Genomic DNA, 14874 nt, shown 5'->3' with positions numbered 1-14874 from the left:
GCTTTGCCTTGAACGCCGGGGCTGAACCACCGTCCCGGTGCTACACGCTGTTGCCAGGACCTGGGGATACGCGCCATGCATCATTTTTACTACTCCTTGTAGAGCCATCCTCCGGGTTTGCGACGGCTGATCCTGTTTGGCAGAGACACCTGTCATGACGTTCGCGGGTTTTGATGACCACCCACAAAGCGTCGCGACATTAGTGCCCTCGACAAACATTATCAAATGAGATTTCAGCTGATTTTTGCACCCCTGTCAGGGACTGATCAGGGAACTCGCTTTTCAAGGTCGTTATTGCTGGGTGAAACGTGCGCAGGTCGACTGGCTGCCGGTCTGCCTTTTTATGCCGGTGCATCAGCGTCGAGACCGCACATCGATATGAATTTTTCTTCACTGCAGCTACGCGGCCCAACCTTGTAAAGTCCACCCGCTCATTCAAGAAACTACGGTTCGCCCGCGGCTCTCCCGCGGGCTTTTTTTTGCCTGAAATTCATCACGACTTGCCGTCACCCGGACAATTGCGCGACGCTGCCGGTAGATCCTTCGCCCAGGAGCACCCGATGCCGCTGCTGTCCCTGCCCTGCCAACGCCTGACGCTGGCGATTCTCGCTCCGGATCAGGCCGGCCTCGAAAGTGCGTTCTACCAACGCAACCTGCGCCACCTCACCCCTTGGTCGCCGATCCGCACCACTGAATATTTTTCCACCGAGCAGATTCGCCGCCGCCTGGAGATTCAGGCCAGCGCCTTTGAGGCCGGGCTGGCGATGCATTTCGCGCTGTTGACTCCGGATGGCGAGCAGATGATCGGCGCGTGCAATTTCAGTGGCATCATTCGCGGCGCGTTTCAGGCCTGCTACCTCGGTTATCACATCGACGGAGCCCATCAGGGCCAGGGTTTGATGCGTGAAGCGCTGGACGCCGGGATTGGCTACATGTTCGACACGCAGAACCTGCACCGGATCATGGCCAACTACATTCCCGGCAACGAACGCAGCGCGCGGCTGCTGGAGAAGCTGGGGTTTGAGCGGGAGGGTTATGCCAAGGCCTACCTGAACATTGCCGGGCGCTGGCAGGATCATGTGCTGACGTCATTGGTCAATCCGGCATTCGAAACGCCGGAAAAGCGCTGGTCACGCCCCATGGTGTGAGCTTCACGATTTGTTCAGCAATGGCGACGTATGCTCGAGGCTCCCGCCCCCTTCGGTAGCCTGAAACCATGTCGCGTGCCGCCCCTTCGCTGTTTCTGCTTGCCGCCTTGTTGTTTTTCTTCGCGCTGGGCGGTCATCAGTTGCAAGGCTCCACCGAGGCCCGCGTCGCCGGGATCGCCATGGAAATGCACCTGGACAATGACTGGGTAACGCCGCGCCTGTTCGGCGAACCATTTCTGGAAAAACCACCGCTGAGTCTGTGGCTCGACGCTGGCGCCATGCGCGTGTTCGGCGTATCGCCGTGGTCGGTGCGGCTGGCGTCGGCGGTGGCCGGATTGCTCAGCGTGATGGTGCTCTACGGCATGTTGCGCGGTTTCGAGCGGCCGAAGCGAATCGCGTGGACGGCGGGGATTTTGCTGGCGACCATGGCCAGTTATTGGAGCAACGTGCGCGGCGTCGGCGAAGACGCGCTGCTGGCCCTCGGCGTGACGATGGCATTGCTGGCGTTTTTTCAGGCGCAACGTGCATCGACCGCCGGCAACTCGCTGCTGTTTGTCATCGGGATCGCCATTGCCACATTGAGCAAGGGTGTCCTGGGGCTGGCGATGCCGGGGGTGGTGATTTTTGCTTATCTGTTGGCCGATACCTTGATCGATAAACGCCTGAAGATCGCTGATTGGTTGCGGCCGGGATTGTTGACCGTGATAGGACTGATTCCGCTATTGATCTGGCTGGTTGTGCTTTATCAGCATGACGGTGCGCAAGCGGTCAGAGAAGTGTTGCTGACCAACAGCGTCGGACGCTTCAGCGGGTCGTTCGTCGAGGCCGGGCATTACGAGCCGTTCCATTACTACCTCGCCAAGTTGCCGCAAGCGTTTTTGCCGTGGAACATTCTGGTGTATCTGGGGCTGTGGCATTTCCGCAAACAGCTCAAGGCCAATCGTTATCTGCTGTTTTTCAGCCTGTGGGTCGTTGCGCAATTCGTCATGCTGACGTTGGCGTCGAGCAAACGCACGGTGTACCTGATGTCGATGACCCCGGCGGCAGCGGTGATTGCCGCAGAGTACGCAGGCGTGCTGTTCGACAAGCTAAAGGCGTACGAATCGACCCACAGCTTTGTCGGCCGAATCGCTCGTCATCGTCAGGCGTTGGCCGTCAGCGTTCTGACCGTGGTGATCGCCAGTTATCTCGGTGCCGCTCAATGGGCGTTGCCAAACGCCGATAAACACCTGTCGTTCCTGCCGCTGACCGAACATATTCAAGCACTGCAAGCGGAAGGTCATCAGGTGGCGCTGTTTCAAGCCAACGAACGAGTGGGCGGCGCCAGCGTGTTCTATACGCAGAGCGTGCTCAAGGGCCTGGATACTGAGGCGCAGTTGCGGGAGTTTCTTGGCGCATCTCCAACCAATGTGGCGGTTATTGCCGCAGATATCGAACCCACCGCCCCACTGCAAGTACTGATGACCATGAAGGTCGGTCGGCAGGCCTATTACTTCGTCGGTTACGAAGATGTCCTCAGCAACAACTAACCCCCTCCCGTCATCGCAGAGCCGCAAGAACGCCTGTTACAAATTCCGTAGGACAAAATCCTTTCAGCTCTGGGAAATGCGGCCGATACAAACCTGCTAACACCCTTGCTGGCTCAAAAAAACAACAATCTTCCAGCCTAACCGACGACAAGAAACCCAACGTTTCTGGAGGATTTTTGATGAATAGCTGGTTCGGCAACATCAGCGTGAACATGAAACTGGGCCTGGGCTTCGGCCTGGTGCTGGCCCTGACCTGCGTACTGGCCCTGACGGGCTGGACCAGCCTCGGTGGCCTGATCGACCGCAGCAACTGGATGAGCGACATCACCCAGCTCAACGCCGGCCTGACCAAACTGCGCGTGGTGCGCCTGCAATACATGCTGACCAATGGCGATGAAACCGCCGCGCAGAATGTGCAGACAACCCTCGAAAGCTTCGCCGCGCAACAACAGAAGCTGATCAACAGCTTCAAGAGCCCGGAAAACGTCAAACTGCTCAAGGAGCAGGCCGCGACCATCGCTGAATACCAGACGTCGCTGAACAAAATGCGCAACGCCTATCGCACCGGCAACAGCGCCCGCGACAGCATGAGCGTGAGTGCCGAGACCGCGTACAACCAGATCGAGTCGATCAGCAAACGCGTGCAGCAGATGGACATGAGCGAACAGCGTTTCGAACAGTTCCAGGCGATCACCGCCGCCAAGGAAGCGTTCATCCTCGCGCGCTACGAAGTGCGCGGCTACACCGCCACCACCAATGCCGAAACCGAACAGAAAGCCATCGGCCAGATTGACGCCGCCATTGCCAGCCTCAAGCAACTGAATGTGCATTTTGCTGACTCGCAGCAAGACGCACTGCGTCAGCTGGAAACCGCACTCGTCAACTATCGCAGCGCATTGATGGCCTATAAAAACGCCAACACCGATGCGGTGCAAGCCCGTAAGGAAATGACCGATCAAGGCGCCGCCATCGTCACCACGAGCGAGCAGCTGTACCAGATCCAGCTCGACCGTCGTGACATCGAAAGTGCCCAGGCGCGCACTTTCCAGCTGATCAGCACCCTGCTGGCACTGTTGGTCGGCGTGATTGCTGCGGTGATCATCACCCGTCAGATCACCCGTCCGCTGCAAGAAACCCTGGCCGTGGTCGAGCGCATCGCCAGCGGCGACCTGACCCAGAACGTCACCGTCACCCGCCGCGACGAGCTCGGCGTGCTGCAACAAGGCATCGCGCGCATGGGCGTGACCCTGCGCGACCTGATCAGCGGCATCCGCGACGGCGTCACCCAGATCGCCAGCGCCGCCGAAGAACTCTCGGCCGTGACCGAGCAGACCAGCGCCGGTGTGAACAGCCAGAAAGTCGAGACCGATCAGGTCGCCACCGCGATGCACGAGATGACTGCCACCGTGCAGGAAGTCGCGCGCAACGCCGAAGAAGCCTCGCAAGCCGCTGCCGCCGCTGACGGCGAAGCCCGTGAAGGCGACAAAGTGGTCAACGAAGCCATCGCCCAGATCGAGCGTCTGGCCAGCGAAGTGGTGCGTTCGACCGAAGCCATGAGCGTGCTGCAACAGGAAAGCGACAAGATCGGCAGCGTCATGGACGTGATCAAGGCTGTTGCCGAACAGACCAACCTGCTGGCCCTCAACGCTGCAATCGAAGCCGCGCGTGCCGGTGAAGCCGGTCGTGGATTTGCCGTGGTTGCCGACGAAGTGCGTGGCCTGGCTCAGCGTACGCAGAAATCCACCGAAGAAATCGAAGGCCTGGTTGCCGGTCTGCAGAATGGCACCCAGCAGGTTTCGGCGGTAATGAGCAACAGCCGCGCGCTGACCGACAGCAGTGTCGCCCTGACGCGCAAGGCTGGCGCGTCACTGGAAAACATCACCCGTACGGTGTCGAACATCCAGTCGATGAACCAGCAGATCGCCGCCGCTGCTGAACAACAGAGCGCCGTGGCTGAAGAGATCAGCCGCAGCATCATCAACGTACGCGATGTGTCGGAACAGACCGCCGCAGCCAGTGATGAGACGGCGGCGTCGAGTGTTGAACTGGCGCGTCTGGGTGGTCAGTTGCAGCAGATGGTCAGCCATTTCCGCGTTTGATCTTCGTACAGCGCTGAAGCAAAAAACCAATCGCGGGCAAGCCCGCTCCCACAGGGTTTTGAGTCGTTCACAGATGTTGTGTTCGACTCATGAACTGTGGGAGCGGGCTTGCCCGCGATTGCGTCAGGCCTGTCACCCCGATGCCCCGGAAAAAACTCCGCATCATGTAGGAGCTGCCGCAGGCTGCGATCTTTTGATCTTCGCTTTTGAACAATCTGAAGCAGGATCAAAAGATCGCAGCCTTCGGCAGCTCCTACAGTGCCATGTGGGTAGCGAGCTTTTTCAGGGGCTATCTACTTCGCTTTTGTGATGCTCAAGCTGCCCACGGGTTAATCATCTCTACACCGCTAAACTCGAAATCCTTCACGTTACGGGTAGCTATGGGGAGGCCATGGGTTCGGCAGATCGCAGCAATTTGCGCATCGGCCATCGAAACCGCGCGGCCTTTTGATTCACAATCTGCAACAAGCGTCGCGTACTCGACAGCGGCATGAGCGTCGAAAGACAAAATACGTCCGGCAAAGTCTTCTTCGAACATCGCCATCGCATGGGCCTCAAGTTTTTGTTTGCGCTTTCCGGAAGGCAGCCGAGCGATACCGTGAAGTATTTCTGCCACCGTCACGGCACTCACAGCCAGTTCCATCGCAGGCTGTGCATCAACCCAGGCGAGCACCCGGGTCTCAGGCTCGGTTCGCATGAACTCTGATAGAACGTTGGTATCAAGCACTATCATTCGAAGAAATCCACCGCAGTGGCTTTCTCTGAACGCTCCGGCAAATCGAGGTCTACTCCGCCGACAGCACTGAATCTGTCGCGGATTCGGCTGCCAAGACCACCGGTACGGTCTATCGTCGTCAGAGCTCGGCCTAAAATGAGTCGAGCTTCTTCCTCCATGGAATGCCCATTGTGAGCCGCGGTGATGCGCAGTTGTTCCTTGAGCTTTTCATCAAGGTTTCGAATTGTAATGCTGGCCATGATGCCCCCTGCAATCAATGAAATCATTGATTGCAGGCTAGCACATCCTTTCTGGCTAAAAATCGGTGATCGTATAAGCGGCCACTCTCATTTCGACTGGCGCGCTTGGGTGGTCAACTGCAGCAGATGGTAGCCACATAAATAGTGGCTGTACCAACATCTTCCCGAGCAGGCTCCCACACTTGGCCAATGCGATACACAAAGGCAGCCGCTGATCAGTGCCCGTGCTGGCGCGGCCTTTTACCCTTAGTCAAACCCTCAACAGCAAATATCACCTCGACTTTGAAATACTTGTTGCCGATAGATTCGGTCGTGAACGTCAATTTGCCATTGACGCTCAACCCGGTCGGCACATCCGGTCCATCCTTGTTCTGAAATACAACTTCACCGGCACGCGCCCCGTATGTTGGGTAAAACTCGCCGTCGATAAACACCAGATGCTTGATCTCTGCATTTGGAAAAGAAAATTTGCCACTGGGCTGACGGTCATTTTTAAAAGCCACGTAAATCTGCGCGTTGCGTGGCTTATCTATATCTCCCGAAACGATCAATCCAATGCCCTGGTCGTCAAATCGGTGAACCAGTGTCGATTCAAATCTGAACTCGTCAACTAACTGGTCATCACCTCCCCGGTAACTCTGAACCATTCCTTTCATCGTGCCACGCGATGCTTTACTTGCCTGATCAGCATCCATATCGTCCACCTCTCGCTCTGCCCAACGCCCACACCGGTATCGGCGCAAGAGCAGCATGCTGCAAGTAAAGAGTCTTTTGACCTGTTAGAACTGACAGTTCGAAAGACTCAATCGCGATTAAAATCCACTGTTGATACGCGCATTTCAGGCGCAACGTCTGACCATTACCGCGTGCCGCGCTGGCGCAACGCCGACGGCATGAAGTAAGCGTCCTCCGGCACCGGTTGCGCAAAATCCACCGTCTCCGCCTCTTCGTTATCAAGGTTCTGCACGTAGTAACGCCGTGCCTGCAAATCGTGGAACACGTCCAGCGCACTCCACGTGGTGGGCAGGTCGTAGAAGTTTTTCAGGTAGGCCATCGACACGCGCCACAACTCCCCTCGCCCATCGTATTGATCGACCAGTGCCGCGCCCCAGCTGTCTTCATCGAGAAACAGCACACGCTTGGAATAGATGTGTCGCGAACCCGGTTTCAGGTTGCCTTCTACGACCCAGACCCGGTGTAGTTCGTAGCGGGTGTATTGCGGATTGAGGTGGCCCGGGGTGAGCAGTTGCGCGTATTTCACCTCGGGGCTGCCGACCTTGTAATTGTTGTAGGGGATGTAGATTTCCTGTTTGCCCTTGAGCTTCCACTCGTAGCGATCCGGCGAGCCGTTGAACAGGTCGGTGTCGTCGGCGGTGCGCAGGCCATCGGAGGAGGCGATTGGCGTGTCGTAGGCGAGGTTCGGTGCGCGGCGCACGCGGCGTTGGCCGGCGTCGTAGATCCACGCTTGGCGCGCATCTTTGAGTTGATCGAGGGTTTCGTGCACCAGTGCGGCACCGCCGGCCAGTCGCGCCGGGCTTTTCACGAAGGCGAGGTAGTAGAACAGGATGTTTTTCAGGTCGGCGAACTGGCCGTTCGGGCGGTAGTAGTTGAACAGGGCTTCCTGCTGCGAGGTCACCAGCGCGAAGCTGCCGTTGCGCTGGACCGGCGCTTCGGAAGCGCGGCGCACGACGTAGATGCCGCGATAGCGGGTGATGTGGTTCCACAGCACTTCAACGCCGTCCTTGGGCACCGGGAATGGTACGCCGCCGTAGGCATCGGAGAAGCCGCTGCCGCCTTCGAGCAGCTTGGCCGAGGTCGCATTCTTGAGGGTGTTGTCGTACAGCCACTGCGGCGCTGAACCCGAACGGCGTGACGGGTAGACCGGCATCTGGAAGGTGTCAGGGTAGCTGTTGAACAGGGCGATCTGGCCGGGGCTGAGGTGGGCTTTGTACTGGTCGAGATTGGCTTTGGTGATGGTGAACAGCGGTTTGTCCGTTGCGTACGGATCGGGGTGATGCTGGCCGGGTTTGTAGCCGGCCGGGGCTTGAGTGATGCCGCCGGTCCACGCGGGGATGGTGCCGGCGGCGTTGCCGGCGCGCTCGGCGCCCATGGGGGTCAGGGAGGTTTTCAGTTGTTCGGCTTGTTGTGGGGTGATGGCGGCGAAAACGCTGCCGGCGGCAAGACCTAGAACAAGCCCGAGCGAAGCCTTAGTCAATCGTGAGTTGTGAAACATGATCAATCTCCGAAATGGGAGTGAGGTCTGCAAATCACCGCAGATCCCCCGTAGGAGTGAGCCTGCTCGCGATAGCGGTGTATCAGGCAAAAACTACTGCGACTGAAAGTCCGCCATCGCGAGCAGGCTCACTCCTACAGGGGATGCGCCTGTGTTCCGGGTATCAAAGGAAATACTTGAGGTTGAGCCCGACGTTGTCGCGGTCGCGGATGCCGTTGTTCTGCCCGCCACCGTAAAACTCGGTGTATTGCAGTTCGGCTTCGAGCTTGTTCTGGTAGTTGGCCTTGATCCCCAGCGTGTAGGCCTTGCGACCTTCGATGGTGTTGCCGGCCTGATAGCTGTTGCCCTCGAAATCGTCCTTGTAAACGATGTAAGGCGAGACGTTGACCCCGGCGTACACGTCGTTCCAGGTGCCGTTGAGCATCGCCGTGTAGCTGTAGGAATCACGGTTGACCTGATCGTCGCGATCACCGCCCGACACATAGGAATAGTTACCGGTGCCGGCGTAATAACGGTTCGTGCCGTCATAAGCGGTGTACTGCAAACTGCTGCCGCGCAGATGTTCCGAGGCCAGTTCAAAGATGCCGAACAGCGAGTCGAACGAGGCCGTCGGGCCGAAGTTGTAGATGGTCCCCAGCGAGGTGTTGAACGCTTCGACACGTTCGGCGTTGTTGATCTCGCTGTTGAGGTTGACCATCTGCCCGCCGACGTTGATCGACCTCCCCATTACCGCCACGGCAGCTCCGTTGGCCAGGTCACCGATCAAATCGTTGGTGGCAGCGACACCGATTGGCAGGTTCGGCCGATAAGCGATTTCACCGAACACCGAGGCCTCGCCCAGCGTGGTGTTGAAGCTGAAACCGTACATGCGAATGTCTTCGGCATAGCGACGATGCGCCTGAATGTTGCCCATCACATCAGCGGTGGCCAGACCATTGGCCAGCGCGCCGGCCTGATCACCTGCGACGCCGGACAGCAGGTTGGTCAGGGTATTCATGTCGATGCCTTGGTAGCCGCCCAGATCTGCTGCAATGGTCGGTTCCTTGGCGTGGTAATTGACCATGTACAAACCGAACTCGGTGCTGTTGAGCTGCTCGGCTATGTAGCGAAAGGCGAAGCCGAATTGGCCGTCGTTGCGCGCGTTGTAGTCTTTACCGATCGACGCCACTTTCAAGGTATTGCCGTAGGCCGGGGTCACCCCGTTGGCATACAGCCCGGTGGATTTCAGCACCGGCCCCAGCAACGGGTTGTTGCCCAGCGCGCTGTACAGACCGATGACGTTGCCGAACCCTGGCACGGGTGTATCGAGCGCCGTGCCGCTGAAGTTGTTGTAACCGGTGTTGCCGCCGTCAGCGAACAGGTCGGTTTGCGAGTAGAAGGTGCCGACCGGATCGATGCGGGTTTCCTTCCAGTTGGTCTGGTAGAAACTCTCCATCGTCAGCGAATCGGTGAGGCCGACGTTGAAGCTCAGCGCCTCGACCGGCACCAGCACTTCCTTCACTTCGGCGCCGGGCAAGCGGTACTTGGCAGCGTCCACCGGGTTGGTTGTGTTGATCCCGCCGCGATAGAAAATCCCCTCGCCCCAGTTGAACACCTGCCGACCGACGCGCGCGGTCACCGGCATCTGCGCAACGTCCCAACTGCCATGCACGTAGGCGTCGAGCATCTCGATGCGGCTGCCGGCGATGTCGCGGGTCTGGCTGGTGAAATGATCGTCCTGCGGGTAGCTTTGGCTCGGTTGCGAGGGGCTGTTGTTGTCGTAGTAGTTGTTGCGTTTGTCCATCAACTGCGTGTCGTAAAACGCGGTGCCGCGCATGAACAAACCGTAGTTCTGATAGTTGGCTTCGAGCTCGGAGGTGATCTTGTACACCTCGGAGACCAGCCCGGTGTCGAAGTTGCGATTGCCGTCGTTGGTGTTGACGTCATCGTTGGTTTTATCGCGCCCCTGCACCCGCCACAAACGGCCATAGGACAAGGTCGTGTCGAACGAGCCGGTGACCTGTTTGTCCAGCACGCTGAACTCCACTGCGTGCGCGCCATCGACTGCGCACAGTTGCAGCAACCCGGCCAGGCCGACACCGGGGAGCGCCGCGCCCGTCAGGCGCAATCGAGAGTTGATCATGTGTTCCTCCTTCCCTGTTTTTTATTGTTGTGGTGTGCGTTGCTGCGTTACGGCGCCAATCCGGCGCTGACGTAAATCCGGCTGTGCGCGCCGAAATGGCCGAGCAATTTGAACAGCTGCTGATTGAGCGCCGGATGGTCGAAATTTTCCCGTTGCAGCTGATTGCCGCTGCTGAAATCACTGGTCGCTGGCGCCGTTGCAAGCCACTGGCCGATGGCCTCGTCGAAAGCTGCGGAATCGTCGACCGACTCGGCGCTGACCACTTCACGCAGGTAGTCCACCGAGTACGGCGGATAGCGTTTGTCCTGAGCCACATCGGCGTAAGCGTCGAGCATCGGATGCGGCAGACCGGCGCGCAGCAAGCGGCGCAGCCAGGTTGACTGGTACTTCTCCACCTCCGTGTGCCGGGTGGCGACGCGCTCGATCGAGGCCTGTTTGTCCTCAGCGAAACCGGCGATGGCCTTACCTTCCAGCAGCAGGAGATTGGCGAGGTCGACGCCGGGCAACGGCTTGGCGTGATAGGGCTGGGTCAGGTCCTGAATGTGGTGCAGGCCCCAGCCAAGAAAGCGATAACCCCAGTACGGATGACCGCTGGCAAACGCCAATCGCGCCAGACCCATGTATTGATACGCGCGCCAATCCGGCCAACTGCGTTCGAGGAAACCGGCAGCGGCGTACACCACAGGGCTTTCATGGAAAAAGCCCATGTGGAACGGCGCTTGAGAACTGTATTGAAACCGCTCATCGCCGAACGGTTGCGGACCGAAGCCATACAGCGCGCCGACTGCACCGGGGTTGTCGCTGAACAGGTTGATGTCGTGGCCGTAATCCGGCTCGTCTGCAGCACTGGCGAGCACGGCCAGCGGGGCGACTTTTTCGTGCTCGGCGACAACGATGAAGCGCTGGCGATTCCACGGCGAAAGGGTTTGCTCGACCATGACTTGATTGACCTGCAAATGCTCACGTTCGGGCAGGTCTTTGCCGGGCAATGGCTGGATGACCATCGCCAGATGAATCTGCGAATTGATGCGCAACGCGGTAAGGAAGTCGTGGCGCAGATTGTCACTCGGCGAGCCGGGTAATTTCAGCGCGTCGGGGCGTGGTGGATATTGGGCGAAGTGCTCGCGGGCGAAGGTTTCCTGTTCCTCCAGCAGTGCACTCACGGCCTCGTATTGCTGCGCAAGAAAGGCTTCCAGCGGCTCGACTTCGACCAGTGGCGCATCGCGCAACGCCGGCAGTTCCTGCAATGCCAGATAGCTGCCCACCGTATGGTTCGACCAGCCCCAGGCGCTCGGGGCCGTTGCACAAAGCAGCAACAGGAGGAAGGTCAGCTTCATTGCTTTTCGTTCTTATTGGAGGTGCCGTGGGGGATGAGCCTAACAACCGACCCCGCCGCTGACACTGTCCGATCTCACCAGAAAAGTTCTCCGATGGCGCCATATACCCGATATCAAAAACACCACCGCCCCCTGTAGGAGTGAGCCTGCTCGCGATAGCGGTGTGTCAGTCAGATAGATGTTGGCTGACCCTCCGCTATCGCGAGCAGGCTCACTCCTACAGGGGATTTGTGGTGGTCAGCTAAACGGGATAGCCGGTGATTTTGCGGATGCTTTGATACAGCGGTTTGAGTTGGCGGTACATGCGCAGGTAGACCTCTTTGTACAGTTGCTGGTAGATCTTCTGCGCTTCGGGCTGCGGGGTGAACACCGCGCCGACGCGGGTCATCGCCGCGATGGCCGTAGGAAAATCCGCATGCAGCCCCAACCCCACCGCACAACAAATCGCCGCGCCCAAACCCGACGCCTCATACACATGCGGACGCTCCGCCGGCAGGCCGAAAATATTCGCCGTCAGCTGCATCGCCGCATCACTTTGCGAGCCGCCACCGGCCACGCGCAAACGCTTGACCGACACCTTCGAACGCCGCTCGATATTCTCCATGCCCTGGCGCAACGCATACGCCAACCCTTCAAGAATCGCCCGGTAAATATGCGCGCGGGTGTGCACATCGCCGAAGCCGATCATCGCGCCTTTCGCTTCCACGCCCGGCTCGCGAATCCCCGGCGACCAGTACGGCTGCAGCATCAAACCCATCGATCCCGGTGGAACCGCATCGACCAGCGCATCGAACAACTGCTCCGGCTCGATGCCCTGCTCTTTGGCCTGCTGCATTTCACGCAAACCGAACTCGTTCTTGAACCAGCTGACCATCCAGTAACCGCGATAAATCATCACCTCGCAGTTGAACTGATCGGGCACCGCTGACGGGTACGGCGGAATCAACGGGACGATTTCCAGATAGCGCGAACGGGTGCTGGTGATCGTCGCCGTGGTGCCATAGGACAGGCACACCGTGCTCGCATCGACCACGCCGGCACCGACCACTTCACAAGCCTTGTCGGCACCCGCCGCAATCAGCGGCAAGCCTTCGGGAATGCCGGTGTGGCGAGCGGCTTCAGCGGTGATGTAGCCGAGGGTTTCACCGGGTTTGTGCAAGGTCGGCAATTGCTCGGGGCGCACCGCCAGCGCCTGCCATTTCCAGTCACTCGGTGCAGCCCATTTCAGGCGTTTGAAGTCGAACGGCAGATACCCGACGCAGCAACCCACCGAGTCGACAAAACGTCCGCACAGTCGATGGGTGAGAAACCCCGAGAGCAGTAAAAACTTGTCCGTCGCCGCCCACACCTCAGGCTGATGCTGAGCGATCCAGTTCGCCTCAGCCTGGGCACGAAAATAATCCACAGTGCCCTGCGCGCCGACCAGTTTGAACAACCAGCCCCACGGCCCTTTGATCCCGCCCGCGACTTCACTCTGCCGTTGATCAAGCCACAGAATCGCCGGGCGCAATGGCTTGCCCTCGGCATCGACATTGATCACCGTGCCGCGCTGCGTGGTCAGGGAAACGCCAGCAATCTGCGAACGATCAATGCCGGTTTGCGCCCAGACTTGCTGACACGCCTCGCCGAGCTTCGCCCAGTAATACTCCGGATCCTGCTCGGCCCAGCCCGGTTGCGTCGAGTAATACGCCTGCAGTTCAACCTTGCCTTTGCCAAGCAGATTGCCCTGCAGATCGAAGAGCAGCGCGCGCACGCTCTGGGTGCCGTTGTCGATGGCCAGCAGGTAACGCTTGTTCGGGTGGTTATCCATGGAGCTCTCTTCAAGGGGCATCAAGGCGTGGCATCCGGCAAACCGTGATGGCGTTGCCACAACGCCCGATAACGCTGAATTTCCTGCTGCCAGTGTTCGTCGCTCCAGCCGAGTCTTGGCTGGCAGAGCTGGCGGATGGCGGTGAAATAATCTTCGCCGCCACGAGGCAGCAACAGGCCCAGACGTGTGCGGCGCAGCAGCAGATCGTCGAGGTGCAAGACCATTTCCGCTTCGCAGGCGAAGGCCAGTTCTGCCCATAAGGTGTCCGTGGCGCCAACCTTTTCGTGGCCGATATCGTTGATCAGTTGCGCCAGCCTCGGCAGGTTTCGGCCATGCCTTCCGGCCAGTCGTCGCCATTGCTGGTTGCTCAATTCTGCAATCGCCAGCGCAGGTACGGCGGCAAACACCGGCGCGGCATCGTCGACGAAGGGACGTTCGAGCATGTCCGCGCAGGCCTTGAGCACTTCGATGGCTTGCGGGCGAAACGTAGTCAGTTTACCGCCGGCCAGAGTCACGCAACCGGACTCCTGCCACAGCACATGCTCGCGGGTTTCGTTCGAGGGTTTGTCTTGATGATTAACCGCTGCGCTGCCGACCACCGGACGCACGCCGGACCAGGTCGACAGCACATCATTCGCCGTCACTTCAGCGCCGGGGAATTGTTGTATGCAGGCCGCCAGTAGATAGTCGAGTTCCTCGCCGCTAATACTCGCGCTCTGATCTAGATCCTCGCGATGATCAAGATCCGTGGTGCCCACCACCGTCGCGCCTTCCCAAGGGAAAACAAACACCGGTCGCCGGTCGCGCTCATGCAGAAACGTGAACGCCTGCGCCACCGGCAAACGCCAACCCGGCAGCAATAAATGACTGCCGCGCAATGGGCGTAATTGCCGTGGTGCCTCAGTCGGCCGCAAGCGCTCAGCCCACGCGCCAGTGGCCACAGCGAGCACACCACAACGCATTTGCAGGGTCGCGCCGGCTTCGCAATCTTCGATCTGAACGCCGCACACCCGTCCGTTTTCTCGCAGCAAATGCTCGACACGAACGCTGTTAACCACCACAGCACCATCCGCCCGCGCCTCGCTCAACACACGCATCACCAGTCGCGCATCATCGGTCAGCGCATCGACAAAACTGGTGCCGCCGAGCAAGTCACTTTCCTTCACGCCCGGCGCCAGATATCGAAGCTGTTGTGCATCATGAAAACGATGGCTGCGCCGTCCCGCCAAGGCGTCGTAAACGCTCAGCAAACCACCCAACACCCGAGGCCCGGGAAAGCCGCCGCGATAGTGCGGCATCAGGAAACTCATCGGCTCGACCAGCCCCGGCGCTTCGTCGAGCAAGCGCTGACGCTCGCGCACCGAATCGCGGGTCAGACGCCACTGGCCCTTGGCGATATAACGCAAACCGCCATGGACCATTTTCGATGATCGGCTGGAGGTGCCCCAAGCAAAGTCGCGCTGTTCCAGCAACAGGCAGCGCCAGCCGCGACGCGCCGCTTCACGCAAAATCCCGGCGCCGCTGATGCCGCCACCGATGACGATCAGATCCCAGGTTTCATCCGCCAGTGTTGGCAGAATCTGCTGGCGCCACGCGGCGTTCCAGTCCTGACTCATGGCCG

The 14874-nt window shown here is 59.3% G+C and carries 11 protein-coding genes and 1 pseudogene; 4 read left to right on the top strand and 8 right to left on the bottom strand.

From position 1 onward, the window contains the following. Nucleotides 1-560: 560 nt before the first annotated feature. The 4 genes and pseudogenes from CQ009_RS27290 (at nucleotide 561) to CQ009_RS30570 (ending at nucleotide 4776) form a co-directional block, all read left to right on the top strand. Nucleotides 561-1148 (top strand): GNAT family N-acetyltransferase, encoded by a 588-nt coding sequence (locus CQ009_RS27290; protein ID WP_105709264.1) that lies wholly within the window; start codon nucleotides 561-563, stop codon nucleotides 1146-1148. A 68-nt stretch (nucleotides 1149-1216) separates the two neighbouring features. Beyond that, nucleotides 1217-2677, top strand: a complete 1461-nt coding sequence (locus CQ009_RS27285; RefSeq protein WP_105709263.1) for a glycosyltransferase family 39 protein — start codon at nucleotides 1217-1219, stop codon at nucleotides 2675-2677. Nucleotides 2678-2856: 179 nt separating this feature from the next. After that, nucleotides 2857-3918: pseudogene (locus CQ009_RS30575) on the top strand (methyl-accepting chemotaxis protein); the annotation flags it as partial. Continuing rightward, nucleotides 3913-4776 (top strand): methyl-accepting chemotaxis protein, encoded by an 864-nt coding sequence (locus CQ009_RS30570; protein ID WP_371748303.1) that lies wholly within the window; start codon nucleotides 3913-3915, stop codon nucleotides 4774-4776. The pseudogene CQ009_RS30575 and the gene CQ009_RS30570, both read left to right, overlap by 6 nt. 313 nt (nucleotides 4777-5089) lie before the next feature. Here the strand turns inward: CQ009_RS30570 and CQ009_RS27275 are convergent, their stop codons facing one another. The 8 genes from CQ009_RS27275 to CQ009_RS27240 all read right to left on the bottom strand — a co-directional run bounded on the left by CQ009_RS27275 (nucleotide 5090) and on the right by CQ009_RS27240 (nucleotide 14869). Continuing rightward, nucleotides 5090-5509, bottom strand: a complete 420-nt coding sequence (locus CQ009_RS27275) for a type II toxin-antitoxin system VapC family toxin (protein ID WP_105709262.1) — start codon at nucleotides 5507-5509, stop codon at nucleotides 5090-5092. Next, the gene (locus CQ009_RS27270) at nucleotides 5506-5751 is read right to left on the bottom strand and encodes a plasmid stabilization protein (RefSeq protein ID WP_064387938.1); all 246 of its coding nucleotides are present in this window, start codon (nucleotides 5749-5751) and stop codon (nucleotides 5506-5508) included. The genes CQ009_RS27275 and CQ009_RS27270 overlap by 4 nt, the downstream gene beginning before the upstream one ends. A 215-nt stretch (nucleotides 5752-5966) precedes the next feature. Further along, a complete protein-coding gene (locus tag CQ009_RS27265) occupies nucleotides 5967-6446 on the bottom strand; it encodes a hypothetical protein (protein ID WP_105709261.1) in 480 nt (159 codons plus the stop codon). 164 nt (nucleotides 6447-6610) lie between these two features. Next, nucleotides 6611-7984, bottom strand: coding sequence for a DUF1329 domain-containing protein (locus CQ009_RS27260; protein ID WP_105709260.1), 1374 nt, complete (start codon nucleotides 7982-7984; stop codon nucleotides 6611-6613). Between the two features lie 163 nt (nucleotides 7985-8147). Beyond that, on the bottom strand, nucleotides 8148-10106 hold the full coding sequence (locus tag CQ009_RS27255) for a DUF1302 domain-containing protein (protein WP_105709259.1): 1959 nt from the start codon (nucleotides 10104-10106) through the stop codon (nucleotides 8148-8150). 47 nt (nucleotides 10107-10153) lie between these two features. Next, the gene (locus CQ009_RS27250) at nucleotides 10154-11443 is read right to left on the bottom strand and encodes a phospholipase (protein ID WP_105709258.1); all 1290 of its coding nucleotides are present in this window, start codon (nucleotides 11441-11443) and stop codon (nucleotides 10154-10156) included. A 241-nt stretch (nucleotides 11444-11684) separates the two neighbouring features. Beyond that, nucleotides 11685-13253 carry an FGGY-family carbohydrate kinase gene (locus tag CQ009_RS27245; protein ID WP_105709257.1) on the bottom strand — a complete coding sequence of 523 codons (1569 nt, stop codon included), beginning with the start codon at nucleotides 13251-13253 and terminating at the stop codon, nucleotides 11685-11687. A gap of 20 nt (nucleotides 13254-13273) precedes the next feature. Then, entirely contained in the window at nucleotides 13274-14869 is a 1596-nt protein-coding gene (locus CQ009_RS27240) for a glycerol-3-phosphate dehydrogenase/oxidase (protein WP_105709256.1), read from the bottom strand. Between the last annotated feature and the right edge of the window lie 5 nt (nucleotides 14870-14874).

This window comes from Pseudomonas sp. MYb2, assembly GCF_002979955.1.
GTDB lineage: Bacteria > Pseudomonadota > Gammaproteobacteria > Pseudomonadales > Pseudomonadaceae > Aquipseudomonas.
Note: the sequence above shows the minus strand (reverse complement) of the source record. Positions and strands in the feature narration are given on the sequence as shown.